Below are 13,363 nucleotides of genomic sequence, written 5' to 3'. Positions count from 1 at the left end.
GTTCGTGGTCATCGCTCGTCACCTGCTCGGCTGCCGTTGCTGTTGCCGACCGTGGTGAGGGAGGCGTGGTAGGTGGTGATCATTGTGTCCAGCGCGGTGAGCGGATGCACGACCAGGACGTCGTGGTTGGGGTCGGCGACCACGAGCACGGTAGGTCATCGTCACCGGCGAGGTGCTCGGCCTGACCGGCGGCCAACCACTGACCTGACAACGAGTGGGAGGGCCGCAGGCCACTGATCGGAACAGATCATTGTCGGCGTTGGGGTTCACCCGTTCGGGGGTATTGCGGCTGTGCGTCAAGCAGTCGGCGCTGTCATGCACCCGGCGTAAGGACGGCGATGACGTGATGGACCTGTACTTCGACGACGACACTGTGCTGCGTGCACTGCGGCGGTACGTCCGGCTGGTGAACGAGGCCCTCGGGTTGACTGGGGAGTGCTGGTACGTGCAGGCCGACGACGTGGTCTCCCGCCTACATCGCCCTGGATAGACGGTTGCGCCGCTTTCCCGACCGGGATGTGGCGCTCCTGTGGGAGGAGAGACACGGTTGGTCGGCCGCCATCGAGACCCACAGCGGTGAGGACCTGCTGGTGGTGGCCTATCTCGGCCGGGACGTGCTGCCCGCTCCCGCGGTGGTCGCCGCGTGGGTCCGCGACCTTTTGACCGGCACCGGAGTTTCGGCCAGCCTGCGCCCGTCGTGCCGCCGGTCTGCGGCGTGGATGGCGGTGGGGACGGCGGTCTGGCGACGCGGCTCGCGAGCTACGCGCGGCCCGGGCGGGCGGATTCGTCGCGCTCCCCACTGACCGAGGCCGGTGCCCGATGGACGTCCTGGCTTCGGCGTAGCGTTGACGGCGATCAGGGCAGTCTTGCTGGACGTGCCATGCCGTAACCATGGTCGTGGCCGACGGCAGGTCGAGCGTGCCCGCCCCGAGCCCGATCTCGAGGGGGCGGTGGAGACGACCTCGGCCACGTGCCCGTCATGGTCGACGTCGACGGCGAGGTTGGGCTGCCACGCGATCTCCAGACCGACATTGCCCGGCGGCAGAGGGAGCAGGCTCGCGCCGCCGATGACCCGGCGGTCGTGACGGCCCTCGACGGCCCAGTGGCCGACCGGGGCGCCGCATCGACGTCGTCGGGCCACCGCTCGAGCAGCGCCCGCATGGCTGTCAGCCGGACGTCCGCGCGGTGGACACGGCGGGTTCCGAAGGAGTAGGCCTGTACGGCGCCCGGTGCGTCGCTGACGCCATGGCCGGACCACCAACCCTTTGCTGCCTGGCGGTGCGGAGCCAAACTCGTGTTCCTGTCGCTACATCGCCCGGTGGTGGACGCCGACTGTGACGTCACGGCGGTACCTCGCATACCTCCGGGGCAAACGCGGAATGGGCGGTGCCCGACGCGGGCAGCCACGCGACGGGCACCGCCCAGCGGCCCCGCCCGGGCAGGACAGCGCCCGCGGGCCGCGCCGGGGGCCGGACGTGCTACGGGCGTCCGCGGGCCGGGGTCTGCTCGGCGAGACCGTTGCGCAGCGGGGTGTTCGGTTCCGCGGCCGTGCCGGGCTGCACGGGGGAGTCCCCGGCGGTGTGGTCCACTCCCGGGGACCGGTTCGGGTCGCCGGGCGACGGCTCGGCGCCGTTCTCGAGTTCGGCCATGCGGGACCGCAGCACCTCGAGCACCGGAGTGCGGTCGCCGTGCTCGCGCTCGTGGTCGATGAGCCCGGACAACGCTTCCTCGTCGAGTGCACGGATGCGATGCCGCAGGTCGCCGAGCGGCAACTGGTCGTAGTCCGCCAGTGCCGGACGGTCGCCGCCCGCGGTGTCCCTCGTCGTGGGTTCGTGGTCGGTGTTCACAGATCCCTCCTCGGCCCCGTCGAAGTCAGCGGCTACCCGCTGCCGGTCACCGCAAACGGTGTCGCCCTGTCTTGCTGGTGCGCCCGCCGCGGAAACGCTCCCCGGGCGGCGCGTGTACCGCCGGGAAGCAAGAGGTACTCGAATCACGGGTATGGCCGAACAGATTCAAGATCGTCGGGAGGTCGGTCGTGGCGTCAATTTCCATGCCTGACCTGCCGGAAGGTCCACGCCGGAGGTTGGTCAGCGCCTTGTTCTCCTGTTATGAGCAGGCCGGTCGCCCGCCGTTGACGGCGATCGAGGAATGGATAGATGCTCATCCCGGTCTGCCGGGAACGGTGAGCAAGGAGACCGTCCGCCGGATGCTGGTGGGCCTCGCTGTTCCCCTCACCTGGGACATGGCCGTCACGGTCTTCCTCGCCTTGTGCGGCATGGCCGGCCGCGATCCCGACGAACCGACCGGTGACAGGCGCGACGGTCCTGCAGGCACGTCGAGGCGGGAAGCGTTCCACCGGTACTGGCAGGCCGCGGTCGCGGTGTCATGACCCGGAGTTCTCGCGGCTGAAAGAGACCTGTTCACCCGGCAGGTCCACGGCATGAACGCGCCACCCGACGTCGCCCCATGGGCACCGCGCGGGCGGGGTGGAGCAGTTCGAACAGGTCGGCACCCTGCTTGTGGTCCATCGACAGCAGCACGCCGAGCACGCGAGTGCCGCCCAGGTGCAGCAGGGCGAGGTCGAGGTCTGGGAAGCGCTCGCCGATCCTGGCGAGGTCCTGGTGGTAGACGGTGCGCCGGAGATGTAGATCTGCAGGGGTGTAGCGTCCCGGCTCGCCCGGTACTCCCAGCTCGGACCCCATCAGGTCCGGCAGCAGCAGGTTCAGCGGACCCGCCGTGCGCCTGCGGGAGAACAGTCCCTACCCGAAGTACGACCACTGCCCCCGGTGCAGGAAGTTCGGGTCCGTCAGCAGCGTGAACCCGCCCAACCGGATCAACGTCGTCGCCGTGCCGATGAACGACGCCGAGTCGCCCGCAGTCTCCTCGAGTGGCATGCGCCCGGGGTGTACCCGTCGGCCTCCCAGCTACACGACCTCAGCACACGCGATGCGAAAGTCCGGGGCATGCGAACCGCCGACGGCATGGGACAACCACGGTCAGAGTGCTCTGAGAGGGGAAGCACCCGGGCGTCGGCCAGCTGCATCCGCAGGTACTCCGACTGCCTCCCGTAGCGTCGACGTACTCGGCGAGCGCTGCAGCCATGTGCGCGAAGTGCGACGAGTAGCCGGCAGGAGATGGTGGCGTCTGATGTGTCCTGACCGGATGCAGGAAGCTCCGATGTGGACCGCTACACCGCTGCGGGCCTGCTGGCAGTATCTGGGCGCGTGGAGCTAGCCCGGCCGCGTTGGCGCTCATAGCGACACGCTGTGTGCTCAGCCGGTCCGTTGGAGTGGTCGAGACGATGGCGGTCGTGCGGGGTACGTCGTCCGGTCGCACACTGTCTGATTGAGACAGTGAGCAGGTGGTCGACGATGACCTGGCAGCCGAACGTGATCAATATCGTCTTCGACGGTCCTCCGTTGCATGAGGCGCCTCGTTTCGTCGAGGTCGAGGACGACGAGGGGCATCCCATCCGGGTCGGCGAGTGGGTGCCGCGCGACGATGGTTTCTGGGCGTTGCGGATCGAGTGCACCGCCCCGGACGCGGCGCGGTAGGGCCGGTGCGTGGTGGGTGTGCTGGTTCCGCCGGTCGGGCTGGTGTTGGCCCGGGATGCCCGAGAGGTTCCCGGGCCGGGGCCTGGCTGGGTGTACGAGCCGAAGTTCGACGGGTGGCGGGCAGTGGTGTTCGCCGCGCTGGGGGTGGTGCAGTCGCGCCGGAACAACGACCTGGCGGCGCGGTTCCCGGAGATCGTGGCGGCCGCGCGTGCGCTGGGTGATGTGGTGGTGGACGGGGAGCTGGTCGCCCTGCGGGAGGGGCGGCTGGACTTCGGGTCACTGGCTGTGATGCCGCGTGCCCGGGCCGCGGCGGGTGTGGAGGTGTACTTCATCGCGTTCGACCTGCTCGCCGTCGGAGACGACGACGTGCGCGGCACGCCTCTCCCCGTGCGGCGGGCCCGGCTCGAGAAGGTGTTCGCCGAGGCCAGGCCACCACTGCAGCTCACACCGTCCATCCAGGACCGTGCCGCGACGGAGCTGTGGATGAGATCTGAGTCGGCGGAGGTCGGCATCGAGGGCGTGGTCGCGAAGAAGTTCGACAGCCGGTACCGGGCAGGCCGGACCGGTGACTGGGTGAAGGTCCGGCAGAGAGTCGTGGTCGACGCCGTGGTCGTCGGCGTTGCCGGGCCTCTCACCCGCCCGGAGGCGCTGCTGCTCGCCCGCCCCGACGCCGAGGGCGTGCTGTTGCCGATCGGGTTGTCCCTGCCGTTGCCGCCCATGTTCCGTGACGAGGCGGCGCGTTACGTCACGCCGACGGGTGAGCCTCGTCGGCGGTTGCCGACCACGGTGCTGGGGCAGGAGGGCAGCGAGTACGTGCCCGTGCACCCGACGCTCGTCGTCGAGGCGGAGGCTGAGGCGACGGTGATGACGTTCACCGCGAGACTGCGTCCGCGCATCCACCGCTTCCGCACCGACCTCACACCCACTGACCTGAGACCGTTGGTCGAGTGACGGCCCTCGTTCTCGGGTTTCTGGCCGACCGCGGGTTTCCAGTGGCCCCACGGGTAGCCACTCGCCATGACCGCACTGGACGCGCTGGGCAACGGCATCGCCTCGGTGGCGAGCTGGGGTGCCGCCATCCGCCGGAGCCGGCTGCTGCACCCAGCCGGTGCGGCGTTCGAGGCGACGTTCACGGTCACGCCGACGACGTCGTACGGCGTTCCGCTGTTGGACGAGCCGAGGACCTACCGGGCCGTGGCGCGGCTGTCCAAGGCCACCTCGACCCCGCGAGACTGGCCGGACGTGCTTGGGCTCGCGTGGCGGGTGGAGGACGCGGGTGGGCCGGGGGCTCCCTTGGACATCGCGCTGTCCACCACTGGGCGCGCCGTGCTCCTGCGGCACGTGCTCATGCCGAGGCGGGATTTCGCGAGGGCGACGTTCACCTCGCTGCCGCCATACCGGGATAGGAGGAAGGAACCGGTACCTGGCCGCGGTGCCCGACACCCACCCGGGCATCCCCGCGGACACAGCTTCCCTGGCCGGCAGGGTTCACGCTCGACGGTTCGTGCTGACGGTGATGGTCGCCGACCTCACCGGTCCGTGGCGCCCGGTGGCCGGCCTCCGCATCGACCGGGCGAGTGACGAGGACCCGGCGTTCGACGTCGTCGTCAACGCCCTGCCCGGGTTCGCCCCCACCGGGTGGATCAACCGGTTGCGAGGTCCCGCCTACCGAGGCTCCCAACGCGGTTCCCGGCGACGACATTGAAGACAACGGCGGATCAGTCGTTGTCGAGCAGTCGGTCCGCGCGGATGACGACCAGTTCCTCGTGGTGCTGGCCGGGTGCGATCAGGCCGAGGTCGCGGAGCCGGTCGGCGCGGCGACGCATGACCGGGCCGAAGGGTTCCTCGGCGCGGGCCACCACCGATGCCTTCAGGCCGGTCTCGCGCAACAGATTGAGCGTGGTGTCCGTACCGCACAGTGCGGAGTGGACGGTGAGCAGGCTGCCGCCAGGCGCGAGGAGGTCGAACGCGTGTGCGCACAGCCGATCGAGCACCGCGCGGCCGTCGGCACCCGCGTTCCACGCCCGGCTCCGCCCTCGGGTGGGCAGGTCTGACACGCCGGGCACGTAGGGCGGGTTCGCCAGCACGAGGTCGAACTGCCTGCCCCATACCCGGTCGAACGCGTCGGCGTGCTCGACCGTCACACGAAGGCCGCGGATGGCGGTGTTGAACCTCGTGGCCAGGGTCGCGCGGCGGCAGACGTCCACCGCGGTCATCGACTTCGGTCGTGTGCGTGCCGCGACGATCGTCAGCGCTCCTGTGCCGCAGCAGATCTCGAGGACGTCGCCGCCCGGCGGGATGCCCGCGTTCCGCAGTGCGTCGGCGAGCAGCCAGGTGTCGCCTTGCGGGCGGTATACCCCGAGCGGTCGCAGCAGCTTCATGGCCGTGTGGCTACCTCCACGAACCCCGTTCAAACCAGACAAAGTGTGTCGGGACAACCGGGGTTTTCTCCCGGGAACTGGGGTATCTGCGCTCGCATGAGCCCTCAGCTGCCTTTCGAGCCCCCGGACCGTGAGCTGTCTCCCGACGAGCTCGAGAAGATCGCCAGAGCGGTGGGTGAGGACCCGTCATTGTGGGAGGACGAGCTGCGGAAGACCACCGCGGAGCGCACCTATGTGGACGTGTTCACCAACGAGCACCTGGGAGTGTGGGCGATCTCGTGGATGGCCGACGAGCACGACACCGGCTACCACGACCACGCCCGGTCCAGTGGCGGCGTGTACGTGGTTCGCGGCACGATCCGCCACGAGCATCTCCGGCTCGGGCACCGCCCGGTCGGCACCGCGGTACCGGCGGGGAAGACGTTCCGGTTCGATCCCACGTTCATCCACCGCATGCGTCCGGAACCCGGCGCGGGTCCTACCCGCACCGTGCACGCCTATTCACCGCCGCTGACCGACACCGGGCAGTACGCCGAGTGCGACGACGGCTTGCTGCACCGGCACCCGTCACCGGCCGACGAGCAGCTCAAGCCACACGGACGGCAGGGCACGCCGACCACTGCTGGGGACCGGCCATGATCGACCACGGCGATCTCGTGACAGCCGTGAGCCGGCGCGCCGATGTGGACGCCGGTACCGCTCGGGAGGCGATCTCGGTGGTGATCGGTGAAGTCGCTCGGCACCTGCTCAACGAGGCCCGCGAGCGGCTCGCGACGGTGTTCCCTGACGCCGCGCGGTACGCGGCCACCACGCTCGGCGAGGTGGAGTCCCCGGACGGCGACGATGTCATCCGCGACGTGGCAGGACAGCTGGACACGGCCCCGGACCGCGCACGGCACCTGATCCGCTCGGTCCTGGCGGCGATCGACGAGGCGGAGCCGGGACTCCTCGACCTGCCGTCCGACCTCCGCGAGACGCTCCTGACGTGAGCGGGACGACGCGGGGTGTGTCAGGGCCGCGTGGGTAGAGCACAGGGTGAGGGGTACACGGCCGAGCATGATGAAGCGAGCGTTGTGGGAGGGCCTGGTCGCCGGCGGAGCCGGGGTGCTGGTGATGACGGCGGGGGAGAAGCTGGAGCAGCGCCTGACCGGGCGCCCGGACTCGCACGTTCCCGCGCGAGTGCTGGAGCGACTGGCCGGGATGCGGGAGCGGCCGAGGCGGCAGCCGGTGCCGGTGAACTGGGTGATGCACTTCGGTCAGGGCATCGCGCTGGGCGTGCTGCGGTCGGTGATGGCGCACGCCGGCCTGCGCGGGCCGTGGTCCTCGGCGAAGTTCGCCGTCGTGCGGCTGACGAACGACCAGATCCTCGAGAACGCCACCGGGGTGGGTGCTCCGCCGCCGACGTGGCCCCGGCAGGAGCTGGTGGTGGATCTGGTGCACAAGGCGGTGTACGCCGTCGTCACCGGGGTGGTCGCTGACGCGCTGGCGGCGCGGAGCGGTCCTGGGCCGGGACAGCGGCACGCGGCGGTGCGTCCCGGTCGTCACGCGGACGTGGGACCGCTGCCGCGGGCCATGGCGCCGACGCCCGCCGGCAACGGGGAATAGCCGGACACCGGGCGGGTAGCCGACAGCTTCGTTCCCGCAAAAGGAGATCGTCATGACCACTTCACGTGCTTCGACGAACACCCATCCGGCGCGGACGGCGGCCATGGTGGTCGCCGCGGTGTTTCTGCTGGTCGGCATCGCGGGTTTTGTGCCCGGTGTGACGACGGATTACGACGGGATGACGTTCGCGGGACACGAGTCGACGGCGATGCTGCTCGGTGTGTTCCATGTGTCGATCCTGCACAACATCGTGCACCTGTTGTTCGGCATCGTCGGCTTCGCGATGGCGAGGACGGTGTCCGGCGCGATCCCGTTCCTGATCGGCGGCGGCGCGGTGTACCTGGTGCTGTGGCTGTACGGCCTGGTGATCGACCACGACAGCGCGGCGAACTTCGTGCCGCTCAACACCGCCGACAACTGGTTGCACCTGCTCCTCGGCATCGGCATGGTCGGTCTTGGCCTCGCACTACGCCGTGGTACCACCGCACGCGGAGCCCGTACGTGAGCTGACTGGTTCGCGCAACCGCGTCGTCCACGGCGCGTGAGCCCGGCGCCGGTACCAGATGGCGAAGAGAGCGGCAGCGAGTGCGAGTTCCGCGAGGTCCCCGCCGTAGTACATCAGCTGGGCGGCCTCGCGGACCGCCTCGCCGTCAGGTCCCTCGGGCGCACGTGCGTAGAGGACCTTGGCCAGCACGGAATGAGCGGCGACGGCCAATACGAGCGCCACGACGCGGGTAGGCATGCCGGGGCGGCGCGGCGCGGAGTCGGGACCGGCGATCGACCAGGTGAACATGTGGCCGGCGACGCCGACTACCTGGCCACCGACCAGTTCACCACCCTGCACGCCGTCTCGACCGTGGGTTCGTTCATCCTCGGCGCGTCGGTGCTGCCGTTCCTGTGGAACGTGTTCCGCAGCTACCGCTTCGGCGAACGAGCGGACGTCGACGACCCGTGGGGCTTCGGGAACTCACTCGAATGGGCGACCTCCTGCCCGCCCCCGCGTCACAACTTCACCGAACTGCCGAAGATCCGCTCCGAGCGGCCCGCGTTCGAGCTCCACTACCCGGACATGGTCGAACGCTTCCGTGAGGAATCCCAAGGGCATCCCAAGGGAGAAGGCGGCCGCCTGCCCGCGCCGTCCGAAGTCGGTGCCGCCGCGACACAACCGGACGACCAGGACGACAACACCGACCCGCGAGGCAAGTGACGTTCCCACCCGGAGAGACGGCTCGGCACATGACCCGAAACCGGTTCGACCGTGTTCACCAGCACGAAGCGGCCACGCTCGAGGCCGGGGAACGGCGCGAGTTTCGCAGGGTCCTGCGCGGGCTCGCGGCCACCGACCCGCGGTGGTTCGGTTCGCGCTGTCCCGACCGAGTGCGCCACGGGCGCCTGATCCGGTCGGTTCTCGCCGCGCTGGCGGTCGTGCTGCTGTCCGCCGGGGCCCTGACCGGCAACATGCTGTTCGTTCTCGGTGCTGTCCTCATCGCGGTCGGAGTCCTCACCAGCCACGTCAGCACCAGAGGAAAGCATCGGTAACGGGTCGGGGCCTCGCCTGCTGGGGGCCGTGTTTGACGATGTCAAGGCCGGGCACACCGTGCGGATGAGAGGCCCGCGCGGTGTTGTCGACAGTTCGTTGTCCGTGTTGCTCGAGGGCTACGCCTGGCTGCCCGCCCGCAGGGCGCGGTCCGCGTCCGGGGTGGCGCACACCCGGGTGCTGGGCCAGCGTGCGGTGGGGCTGTGCGGTCCGGACGCGGCCCGGTTCTTCTACGACCAGGACCACGTGCGGCGGCACACCGCGATCCCCTGGCCGGTGCAGAACACCCTGTTCGGCAGGCATGCGGTGCACACGCTCGACGGCGAGGCGCACCGCTGCCGCAAGGACGTCTTCCTCAAGACCGTGACCCCGGCGGCCGAGGAGGTGGCCGGGCACGCCGCTGCCGCGTGGGACGACGCGGTGTCCTCGTGGCGGCCCGGCGAGCCGGTCGTGCTGTTCGACGAGGCGGCGCGGATCATCACCCGGGGCATGTGCCGGTGGGCGGGCGTGCCCCTGCCCGACGCGGACGTCCCACGGGTGGCGGCGGATCTCGTGGCGATGGTCGACGGCTTCGCCACGCCCGGACCCCGGCACTGGCGGGCCCGCGCCGCACGGGGCAGGCGGGAGGCGTGGCTCGGACAGCTGGTGACCAGCGTGCGTGCGGGCGCGATCGTCCCCACGAGCGGCACGGCGCTCGACGCGGTCAGCAGGCACCGGGAGATCGACGGGCCGGAGCTGACGCCCCGGCTGGCGGCGGTCGAACTGCTCAACATCATCCGCCCCGCAGTGGCGACCTGCTGGTTCGTCGCCTACGCCGGGCACGCCCTGCACACGTGGCCCCAGCACCGGCAGCGGCTGCGTTCCGGCGATCCCGCCTATGCCGAGGCGTTCGCGCACGAGCTCCGGCGGTTCTACCCGTTCGCGCCGTTCATCGGCGGGCGTGCGGTGCGCGACCTCGACTGGCGCGGCGAGCGGATCCCCAAGCACGCGATGGTGCTGCTCGACCTGTGGGGCCACAACCACGACGAGGACCTGTGGGGCGACCCGTACACGTTCCGCCCCGAACGCTTCCTCGGCCGCGACATCGGGCCGTTCGAGCTGGTGCCGCAGGGCGCAGGCGACCCGTACACGAACCACCGCTGCCCGGGTGAGCCCGCGGTGGTGGCGATGCTGCGGACGCTCGCGGTGCGGCTGGCCCGCCTGGACTACGAGGTGCCCGACCAGGATCTGGCCATCGCGCTGCGCCGGATCCCCGCCCGCCCCGCGAGCGGGTTCGTCCTCACGACCTGACCGGATCGGCGGCGGCCGGTCGTGGTGTCGTCAGGTTCTGCTGCACGGGGTCGGGTTTCTGCCACCGGAACACCCCGGCGCCCTGCGCGTAGGACAGGTGCCCGCCCAGTGCGCCGCCGGCACTCAGCACGGTGAGGCCGAGCGCGCTCAGCACCGTGCCGCGGGTGTGGGCACCCCGCGCGCGGCTGAGGTAGGAGCCGGTGAACAGGGCCGCAGCCATGGTGTTCAACGTCGCGTGGGCGATGCCGACGCGGCGCTGCCGCTCGTCGAGGTCGACGTAGTCGGCCAGTCCGAGGAGCGCGGTCGGCGCGACCGCGGCAAGCCCGAGACCGGTCAGTTTCCTCGCCGCGTCCCGGTTCCCGGGAGACATGTCGAGTACCGCGGTGCCCACGAAGGCCCCGATGGGCACGGTCACCATCAGCGGGTGCAACGGGTGCCCGAGCCACTTGCCACGGAGGGCGGCGTTCGCACCGGTCTTCCGGAGCGCCTTGCGCACGGCGCCGGCGATCGTGGCGGCGACGCCGTCCACCTGGCGCAGGTCCTCGAACCGTCGTAGCAGGTTGTGCACGTCCATGCGGCCGGTTACCCGATCTGGGCCGGTTCACCGCCGTTAACGAGGCCCCGGCTCGGACATCACCCGATGGCGGTTATCGGGTGACGGAACGGCTATCCGGGCCGAAAGCCGCTCAAGGAGGACGACGATGACCGAACAGGGATTGACCCCGGGGATGCGCGCCGGCGGCGTCGCCCAGCAACTGATCGCGGCATTCCCCGACTACGCGAGCGCACAACGGCTCGTGGACAGGATGTCCGACGACGGATTCCCCGTGGAGCACGTGCGCATCATCGGCGACGGGGTGCGGATGGTCGAGCAGGTCACCGGACGGATGACCCGTCTGAAGGCGGCACTCGCCGGAGCGGCCAGCGGCGCTTGGTTCGGGCTGCTGGTCGGGCTGCTCCTCGGGTTCTTCGCCCTCGGACCGGCCTGGCTGTGGCTGCTCGTCATCGGACTGCTGACCGGCGCGGTGTGGGGTGCCGTGTTCGGCTTCCTCGCGCACTGGGCCACCCGCGGCCAACGGGACTTCGCCAGCGTCACCTCACTGGAGGCCGAACGCTACGACGTGTACGTCGACGCCACCCACGCCACGCAGGCCGCCCGCTACCAGGCAATGACCGATCACAAGCGTCTCCTGCCTGGTCACGTCGGCGAGTAAGGAAGCCGCGAGGCCGAACAGTCGGCACGCTGTCAAGAACCCATAGCGGAGGCGTGCCGCTCCACCGCCGCGAGGTCGGAGAGCGACACGGTGTCAATGACCTCCCGCAGGCGAGTCAGCAGATCTCGCAGCTCTTGGCATGCGAGGACGAATTCCCTCCGGTCCCGCGCGTCGAGGCTGCGGTCGATGTGGCGGTAGGTGTCGCGGATTCGGAGGAGGAAGTTCACGTCGGCCATGACTGCAGGTACCCGTCGGAACCCGGCTGAATCACCCCTCGTGCTGCGGAGATGCCAGCTGCATCAACGCGGGGCGGCGGCGGTCATCCGGGCTGTTGGTGGGTAGACCGCTCGAGCCGGGGTACACACGAGCGCTCAGAGGACAAGGCCATGACTTTCAATCCGCTTGAGCAGCAGGGCATTCCTCTCGACCAGCAGATTCGGAGTGGGCCGGAGCTGGACGCTTCCCGTCGACCCGGACCTCAGCGACCCGTACACCTTGTGCCGGATCATCACGATGAACGGCATCGAGGTTGAGTCGATCATGTTCAGCCACAACTTTGCCAGGGTGTGCCGGGATCAGGACGTGACCCGGAAGCTGGCGGAGGTCCGTTACGTCGAGGCGCAGCAGCAGAAGGCCGCGAACTGGCTGTTGCCGGGTCAGTCGTCTCCGCTGGAGACCAACATCTTCTACGAGCAGGTGGCGGTGGACGACAACGTCCGTGATCCCTACGACCGCACCAGCGCGGTGCCGTTGTCGAAGATGCACGCGTTGACGGTGATGTCGGCCGAGCAGCAGACCATGAACTTCTACATGAACGTCGGCCCGCAGTACATGGAACCGATCGCGCGGCAGCTCTACCAGGAGATCGCGATGATCGATGAGGAGCACGTCACCCACTACGAGTCACTCGTCGACCCGGGAGAGACCTGGTGGGAACGGCTGGTGCTGCACGAGTACAACGAGGTCTACCTGTACCACTCGTTCATGGAGAACGAGTCCGACCCGAAGGTGAAGGCGATCTGGGAGCTGCACTGAACATGGAGATCGAGCAGCCTGGGTGCACGGCCGAGCCGGGTACCGCTGTCGACACGGGTACAACAGCGCAGCAGCACCTCGCTCGGCGGACGCGCCACGCAACGTGTACGTGCGCGAAGACCGCCTCCTCGAGGTCCTGCCCGGCTTGCTCGGCGGCAGCGAGGACATCGGGGCTGGCCCGGTCCCGAGTGAACCCGCGCCGGATCCGGTAGAGGTCCTCCGTCATCGACGGCTACAGATCGTATGCACACATCAGGGGCAGGACCTCTGGCAAGAAGCTCCGAGGGGGATCACTTCTGGGTCAGGTCCTCAAGGCCAGACAGCGTTGGCTTTGGACTGGACGACGAGTGATGACACCGCGTATCGGGGTGCTTCACCTAGTGAAGCTCCGCCATGCCCGACTTCAGATAGGCTGGTGAAAGAACCGGACCTGATTTACGTGGGCGCGCCGACGGAGTGAAGAATTCCGTGGGGTGAAGGAGTGTCCGAGACTGAAACACTGATTCCTAGGAGATTCCCGGTTTTCCCGGTGATTTCCATGAATCCCAGGTTAGCAGGTGTCTGTGTTGTGTGGTCAAGTGTGCCAGAGAAATGGGGTTCAGGTTCGCTGATGTGGGTGATGGCTCGCTGAATCCGTTGAACGGTGGGAGCGCTAGGGCCTGTATCGAAGTCGGTCATAGCCATTCGTTGATGGCGGCGATGTGGACGGTGGCTTCGTAGCGGACGGCGAGTTTGTCGAACCGGGTA

General features: G+C 69.4%; 22 protein-coding genes and 1 pseudogene. 16 read left to right on the top strand and 7 right to left on the bottom strand.

Annotated elements, in window-relative coordinates:
• Window positions 1–8: 8 nt before the first annotated feature.
• A complete protein-coding gene (locus tag FHR82_RS38175) occupies window positions 9–149 on the bottom strand; it encodes a hypothetical protein (RefSeq protein WP_184815528.1) in 141 nt (46 codons plus the stop codon).
• 110 nt (window positions 150–259) lie between these two features.
• Here FHR82_RS38175 and FHR82_RS47795 point away from each other — a divergent pair, with 110 nt between their 5' ends.
• Window positions 260–490: a hypothetical protein gene (locus FHR82_RS47795; protein ID WP_184815527.1), complete on the top strand. Its 231-nt coding sequence runs from the start codon at window positions 260–262 to the stop codon at window positions 488–490.
• Between the two features lie 28 nt (window positions 491–518).
• A complete protein-coding gene (locus tag FHR82_RS47790; RefSeq protein ID WP_311771488.1) occupies window positions 519–803 on the top strand; it encodes a DUF6292 family protein in 285 nt (94 codons plus the stop codon).
• 675 nt (window positions 804–1,478) lie between these two features.
• On the opposite strand, the gene FHR82_RS38165 is transcribed toward FHR82_RS47790, so the two are convergent.
• Window positions 1,479–1,847, bottom strand: coding sequence for a DUF8129 domain-containing protein (locus FHR82_RS38165; protein ID WP_311771475.1), 369 nt, complete (start codon window positions 1,845–1,847; stop codon window positions 1,479–1,481).
• Between the two features lie 236 nt (window positions 1,848–2,083).
• Here FHR82_RS38165 and FHR82_RS38160 point away from each other — a divergent pair, with 236 nt between their 5' ends.
• Window positions 2,084–2,389 (top strand): hypothetical protein, encoded by a 306-nt coding sequence (locus FHR82_RS38160; protein ID WP_192772847.1) that lies wholly within the window; start codon window positions 2,084–2,086, stop codon window positions 2,387–2,389.
• A gap of 97 nt (window positions 2,390–2,486) precedes the next feature.
• Entirely contained in the window at window positions 2,487–2,648 is a 162-nt protein-coding gene (locus FHR82_RS38155; RefSeq protein WP_184815525.1) for a hypothetical protein, read from the top strand.
• Window positions 2,649–2,759: 111 nt separating this feature from the next.
• Here FHR82_RS38155 and FHR82_RS46860 read toward each other — a convergent pair whose 3' ends face one another.
• Entirely contained in the window at window positions 2,760–2,894 is a 135-nt protein-coding gene (locus FHR82_RS46860) for a hypothetical protein (RefSeq protein WP_260418172.1), read from the bottom strand.
• Window positions 2,895–3,371: 477 nt separating this feature from the next.
• Between FHR82_RS46860 and FHR82_RS38150 the strand changes: the two genes are divergently transcribed.
• The 3 genes from FHR82_RS38150 to FHR82_RS38140 all read left to right on the top strand — a co-directional run bounded on the left by FHR82_RS38150 (window position 3,372) and on the right by FHR82_RS38140 (window position 5,259).
• The gene (locus tag FHR82_RS38150; protein ID WP_184815524.1) at window positions 3,372–3,554 is read left to right on the top strand and encodes a hypothetical protein; all 183 of its coding nucleotides are present in this window, start codon (window positions 3,372–3,374) and stop codon (window positions 3,552–3,554) included.
• A 90-nt stretch (window positions 3,555–3,644) separates the two neighbouring features.
• Window positions 3,645–4,505, top strand: a complete 861-nt coding sequence (locus FHR82_RS38145) for an ATP-dependent DNA ligase (protein WP_184815523.1) — start codon at window positions 3,645–3,647, stop codon at window positions 4,503–4,505.
• Between the two features lie 553 nt (window positions 4,506–5,058).
• Entirely contained in the window at window positions 5,059–5,259 is a 201-nt protein-coding gene (locus tag FHR82_RS38140) for a hypothetical protein (protein WP_184815522.1), read from the top strand.
• A gap of 13 nt (window positions 5,260–5,272) precedes the next feature.
• Here the strand turns inward: FHR82_RS38140 and FHR82_RS38135 are convergent, their stop codons facing one another.
• Complete coding sequence (locus tag FHR82_RS38135; protein ID WP_184815521.1) at window positions 5,273–5,935, bottom strand: HemK2/MTQ2 family protein methyltransferase; 663 nt, start codon at window positions 5,933–5,935, stop codon at window positions 5,273–5,275.
• A 96-nt stretch (window positions 5,936–6,031) separates the two neighbouring features.
• Between FHR82_RS38135 and FHR82_RS38130 the strand changes: the two genes are divergently transcribed.
• From FHR82_RS38130 to FHR82_RS38115, 4 genes are all read left to right on the top strand, one after another.
• Complete coding sequence (locus FHR82_RS38130) at window positions 6,032–6,574, top strand: cupin domain-containing protein (protein ID WP_184815520.1); 543 nt, start codon at window positions 6,032–6,034, stop codon at window positions 6,572–6,574.
• Window positions 6,571–6,924 (top strand): DUF2267 domain-containing protein, encoded by a 354-nt coding sequence (locus tag FHR82_RS38125; protein ID WP_184815519.1) that lies wholly within the window; start codon window positions 6,571–6,573, stop codon window positions 6,922–6,924. Before FHR82_RS38130 ends, FHR82_RS38125 begins: the two co-directional genes overlap by 4 nt.
• Before the next feature lie 67 nt (window positions 6,925–6,991).
• Window positions 6,992–7,540, top strand: a complete 549-nt coding sequence (locus tag FHR82_RS38120) for a hypothetical protein (protein ID WP_184815518.1) — start codon at window positions 6,992–6,994, stop codon at window positions 7,538–7,540.
• A 52-nt stretch (window positions 7,541–7,592) separates the two neighbouring features.
• Window positions 7,593–8,045, top strand: coding sequence for a DUF4383 domain-containing protein (locus FHR82_RS38115; RefSeq protein ID WP_184815517.1), 453 nt, complete (start codon window positions 7,593–7,595; stop codon window positions 8,043–8,045).
• Here FHR82_RS38115 and FHR82_RS38110 read toward each other — a convergent pair.
• Window positions 8,007–8,333 carry a cytochrome c oxidase assembly protein gene (locus FHR82_RS38110; protein ID WP_184815516.1) on the bottom strand — a complete coding sequence of 109 codons (327 nt, stop codon included), beginning with the start codon at window positions 8,331–8,333 and terminating at the stop codon, window positions 8,007–8,009. The two genes, FHR82_RS38115 and FHR82_RS38110, sit on opposite strands and share 39 nt — an antisense overlap.
• A gap of 12 nt (window positions 8,334–8,345) precedes the next feature.
• Between FHR82_RS38110 and FHR82_RS38105 the strand changes: the two are divergent.
• The 3 genes and pseudogenes from FHR82_RS38105 to FHR82_RS38095 form a co-directional block, all read left to right on the top strand.
• A pseudogene (locus FHR82_RS38105) lies at window positions 8,346–8,747 on the top strand (cytochrome ubiquinol oxidase subunit I); the annotation flags it as partial.
• 29 nt (window positions 8,748–8,776) lie between these two features.
• Window positions 8,777–9,079, top strand: coding sequence for a DUF3040 domain-containing protein (locus tag FHR82_RS38100; protein WP_184815515.1), 303 nt, complete (start codon window positions 8,777–8,779; stop codon window positions 9,077–9,079).
• Window positions 9,080–9,107: 28 nt separating this feature from the next.
• Window positions 9,108–10,367, top strand: a complete 1,260-nt coding sequence (locus FHR82_RS38095) for a cytochrome P450 (protein WP_311771474.1) — start codon at window positions 9,108–9,110, stop codon at window positions 10,365–10,367.
• On the opposite strand, the gene FHR82_RS38090 is transcribed toward FHR82_RS38095, so the two are convergent.
• Complete coding sequence (locus FHR82_RS38090) at window positions 10,357–10,941, bottom strand: DUF2231 domain-containing protein (RefSeq protein ID WP_184815514.1); 585 nt, start codon at window positions 10,939–10,941, stop codon at window positions 10,357–10,359. The genes FHR82_RS38095 and FHR82_RS38090 overlap by 11 nt on opposite strands.
• A gap of 127 nt (window positions 10,942–11,068) precedes the next feature.
• Here FHR82_RS38090 and FHR82_RS38085 point away from each other — a divergent pair, with 127 nt between their 5' ends.
• Entirely contained in the window at window positions 11,069–11,581 is a 513-nt protein-coding gene (locus FHR82_RS38085; RefSeq protein ID WP_184815513.1) for a general stress protein, read from the top strand.
• 32 nt (window positions 11,582–11,613) lie between these two features.
• Here the strand turns inward: FHR82_RS38085 and FHR82_RS38080 are convergent, their stop codons facing one another.
• Window positions 11,614–11,817 (bottom strand): hypothetical protein, encoded by a 204-nt coding sequence (locus FHR82_RS38080; protein ID WP_184815512.1) that lies wholly within the window; start codon window positions 11,815–11,817, stop codon window positions 11,614–11,616.
• Window positions 11,818–12,022: 205 nt separating this feature from the next.
• Between FHR82_RS38080 and FHR82_RS38075 the strand changes: the two genes are divergently transcribed.
• Window positions 12,023–12,616: a hypothetical protein gene (locus FHR82_RS38075; RefSeq protein ID WP_221464822.1), complete on the top strand. Its 594-nt coding sequence runs from the start codon at window positions 12,023–12,025 to the stop codon at window positions 12,614–12,616.
• Window positions 12,617–13,363 lie beyond the last annotated feature (747 nt).

It is taken from the genome of Actinophytocola algeriensis (assembly GCF_014203735.1).
Lineage (GTDB): Bacteria > Actinomycetota > Actinomycetes > Mycobacteriales > Pseudonocardiaceae > Actinophytocola > Actinophytocola algeriensis.
Note: the sequence above shows the minus strand (reverse complement) of the source record. Positions and strands in the feature narration are given on the sequence as shown.

Excerpts from the sequence above, each read along its gene's own strand:
- FHR82_RS38115 (WP_184815517.1), top strand. The coding sequence starts at position 7,593 with ATGACCACTTCACGTGCTTCGACGAACACCCATCCGGCGCGGACGGCG.
- FHR82_RS38110 (WP_184815516.1), bottom strand. The coding sequence starts at position 8,333 with ATGTTCACCTGGTCGATCGCCGGTCCCGACTCCGCGCCGCGCCGCCCC.
- FHR82_RS38135 (WP_184815521.1), bottom strand. The coding sequence starts at position 5,935 with ATGAAGCTGCTGCGACCGCTCGGGGTATACCGCCCGCAAGGCGACACC.
- FHR82_RS38150 (WP_184815524.1), top strand. The coding sequence starts at position 3,372 with ATGACCTGGCAGCCGAACGTGATCAATATCGTCTTCGACGGTCCTCCG.
- FHR82_RS38080 (WP_184815512.1), bottom strand. The coding sequence starts at position 11,817 with ATGGCCGACGTGAACTTCCTCCTCCGAATCCGCGACACCTACCGCCAC.
- FHR82_RS38100 (WP_184815515.1), top strand. The coding sequence starts at position 8,777 with ATGACCCGAAACCGGTTCGACCGTGTTCACCAGCACGAAGCGGCCACG.
- FHR82_RS38130 (WP_184815520.1), top strand. The coding sequence starts at position 6,032 with ATGAGCCCTCAGCTGCCTTTCGAGCCCCCGGACCGTGAGCTGTCTCCC.
- FHR82_RS38120 (WP_184815518.1), top strand. The coding sequence starts at position 6,992 with ATGATGAAGCGAGCGTTGTGGGAGGGCCTGGTCGCCGGCGGAGCCGGG.
- FHR82_RS46860 (WP_260418172.1), bottom strand. The coding sequence starts at position 2,894 with ATGCCACTCGAGGAGACTGCGGGCGACTCGGCGTCGTTCATCGGCACG.
- FHR82_RS38125 (WP_184815519.1), top strand. The coding sequence starts at position 6,571 with ATGATCGACCACGGCGATCTCGTGACAGCCGTGAGCCGGCGCGCCGAT.
- FHR82_RS38085 (WP_184815513.1), top strand. The coding sequence starts at position 11,069 with ATGACCGAACAGGGATTGACCCCGGGGATGCGCGCCGGCGGCGTCGCC.
- FHR82_RS38090 (WP_184815514.1), bottom strand. The coding sequence starts at position 10,941 with ATGGACGTGCACAACCTGCTACGACGGTTCGAGGACCTGCGCCAGGTG.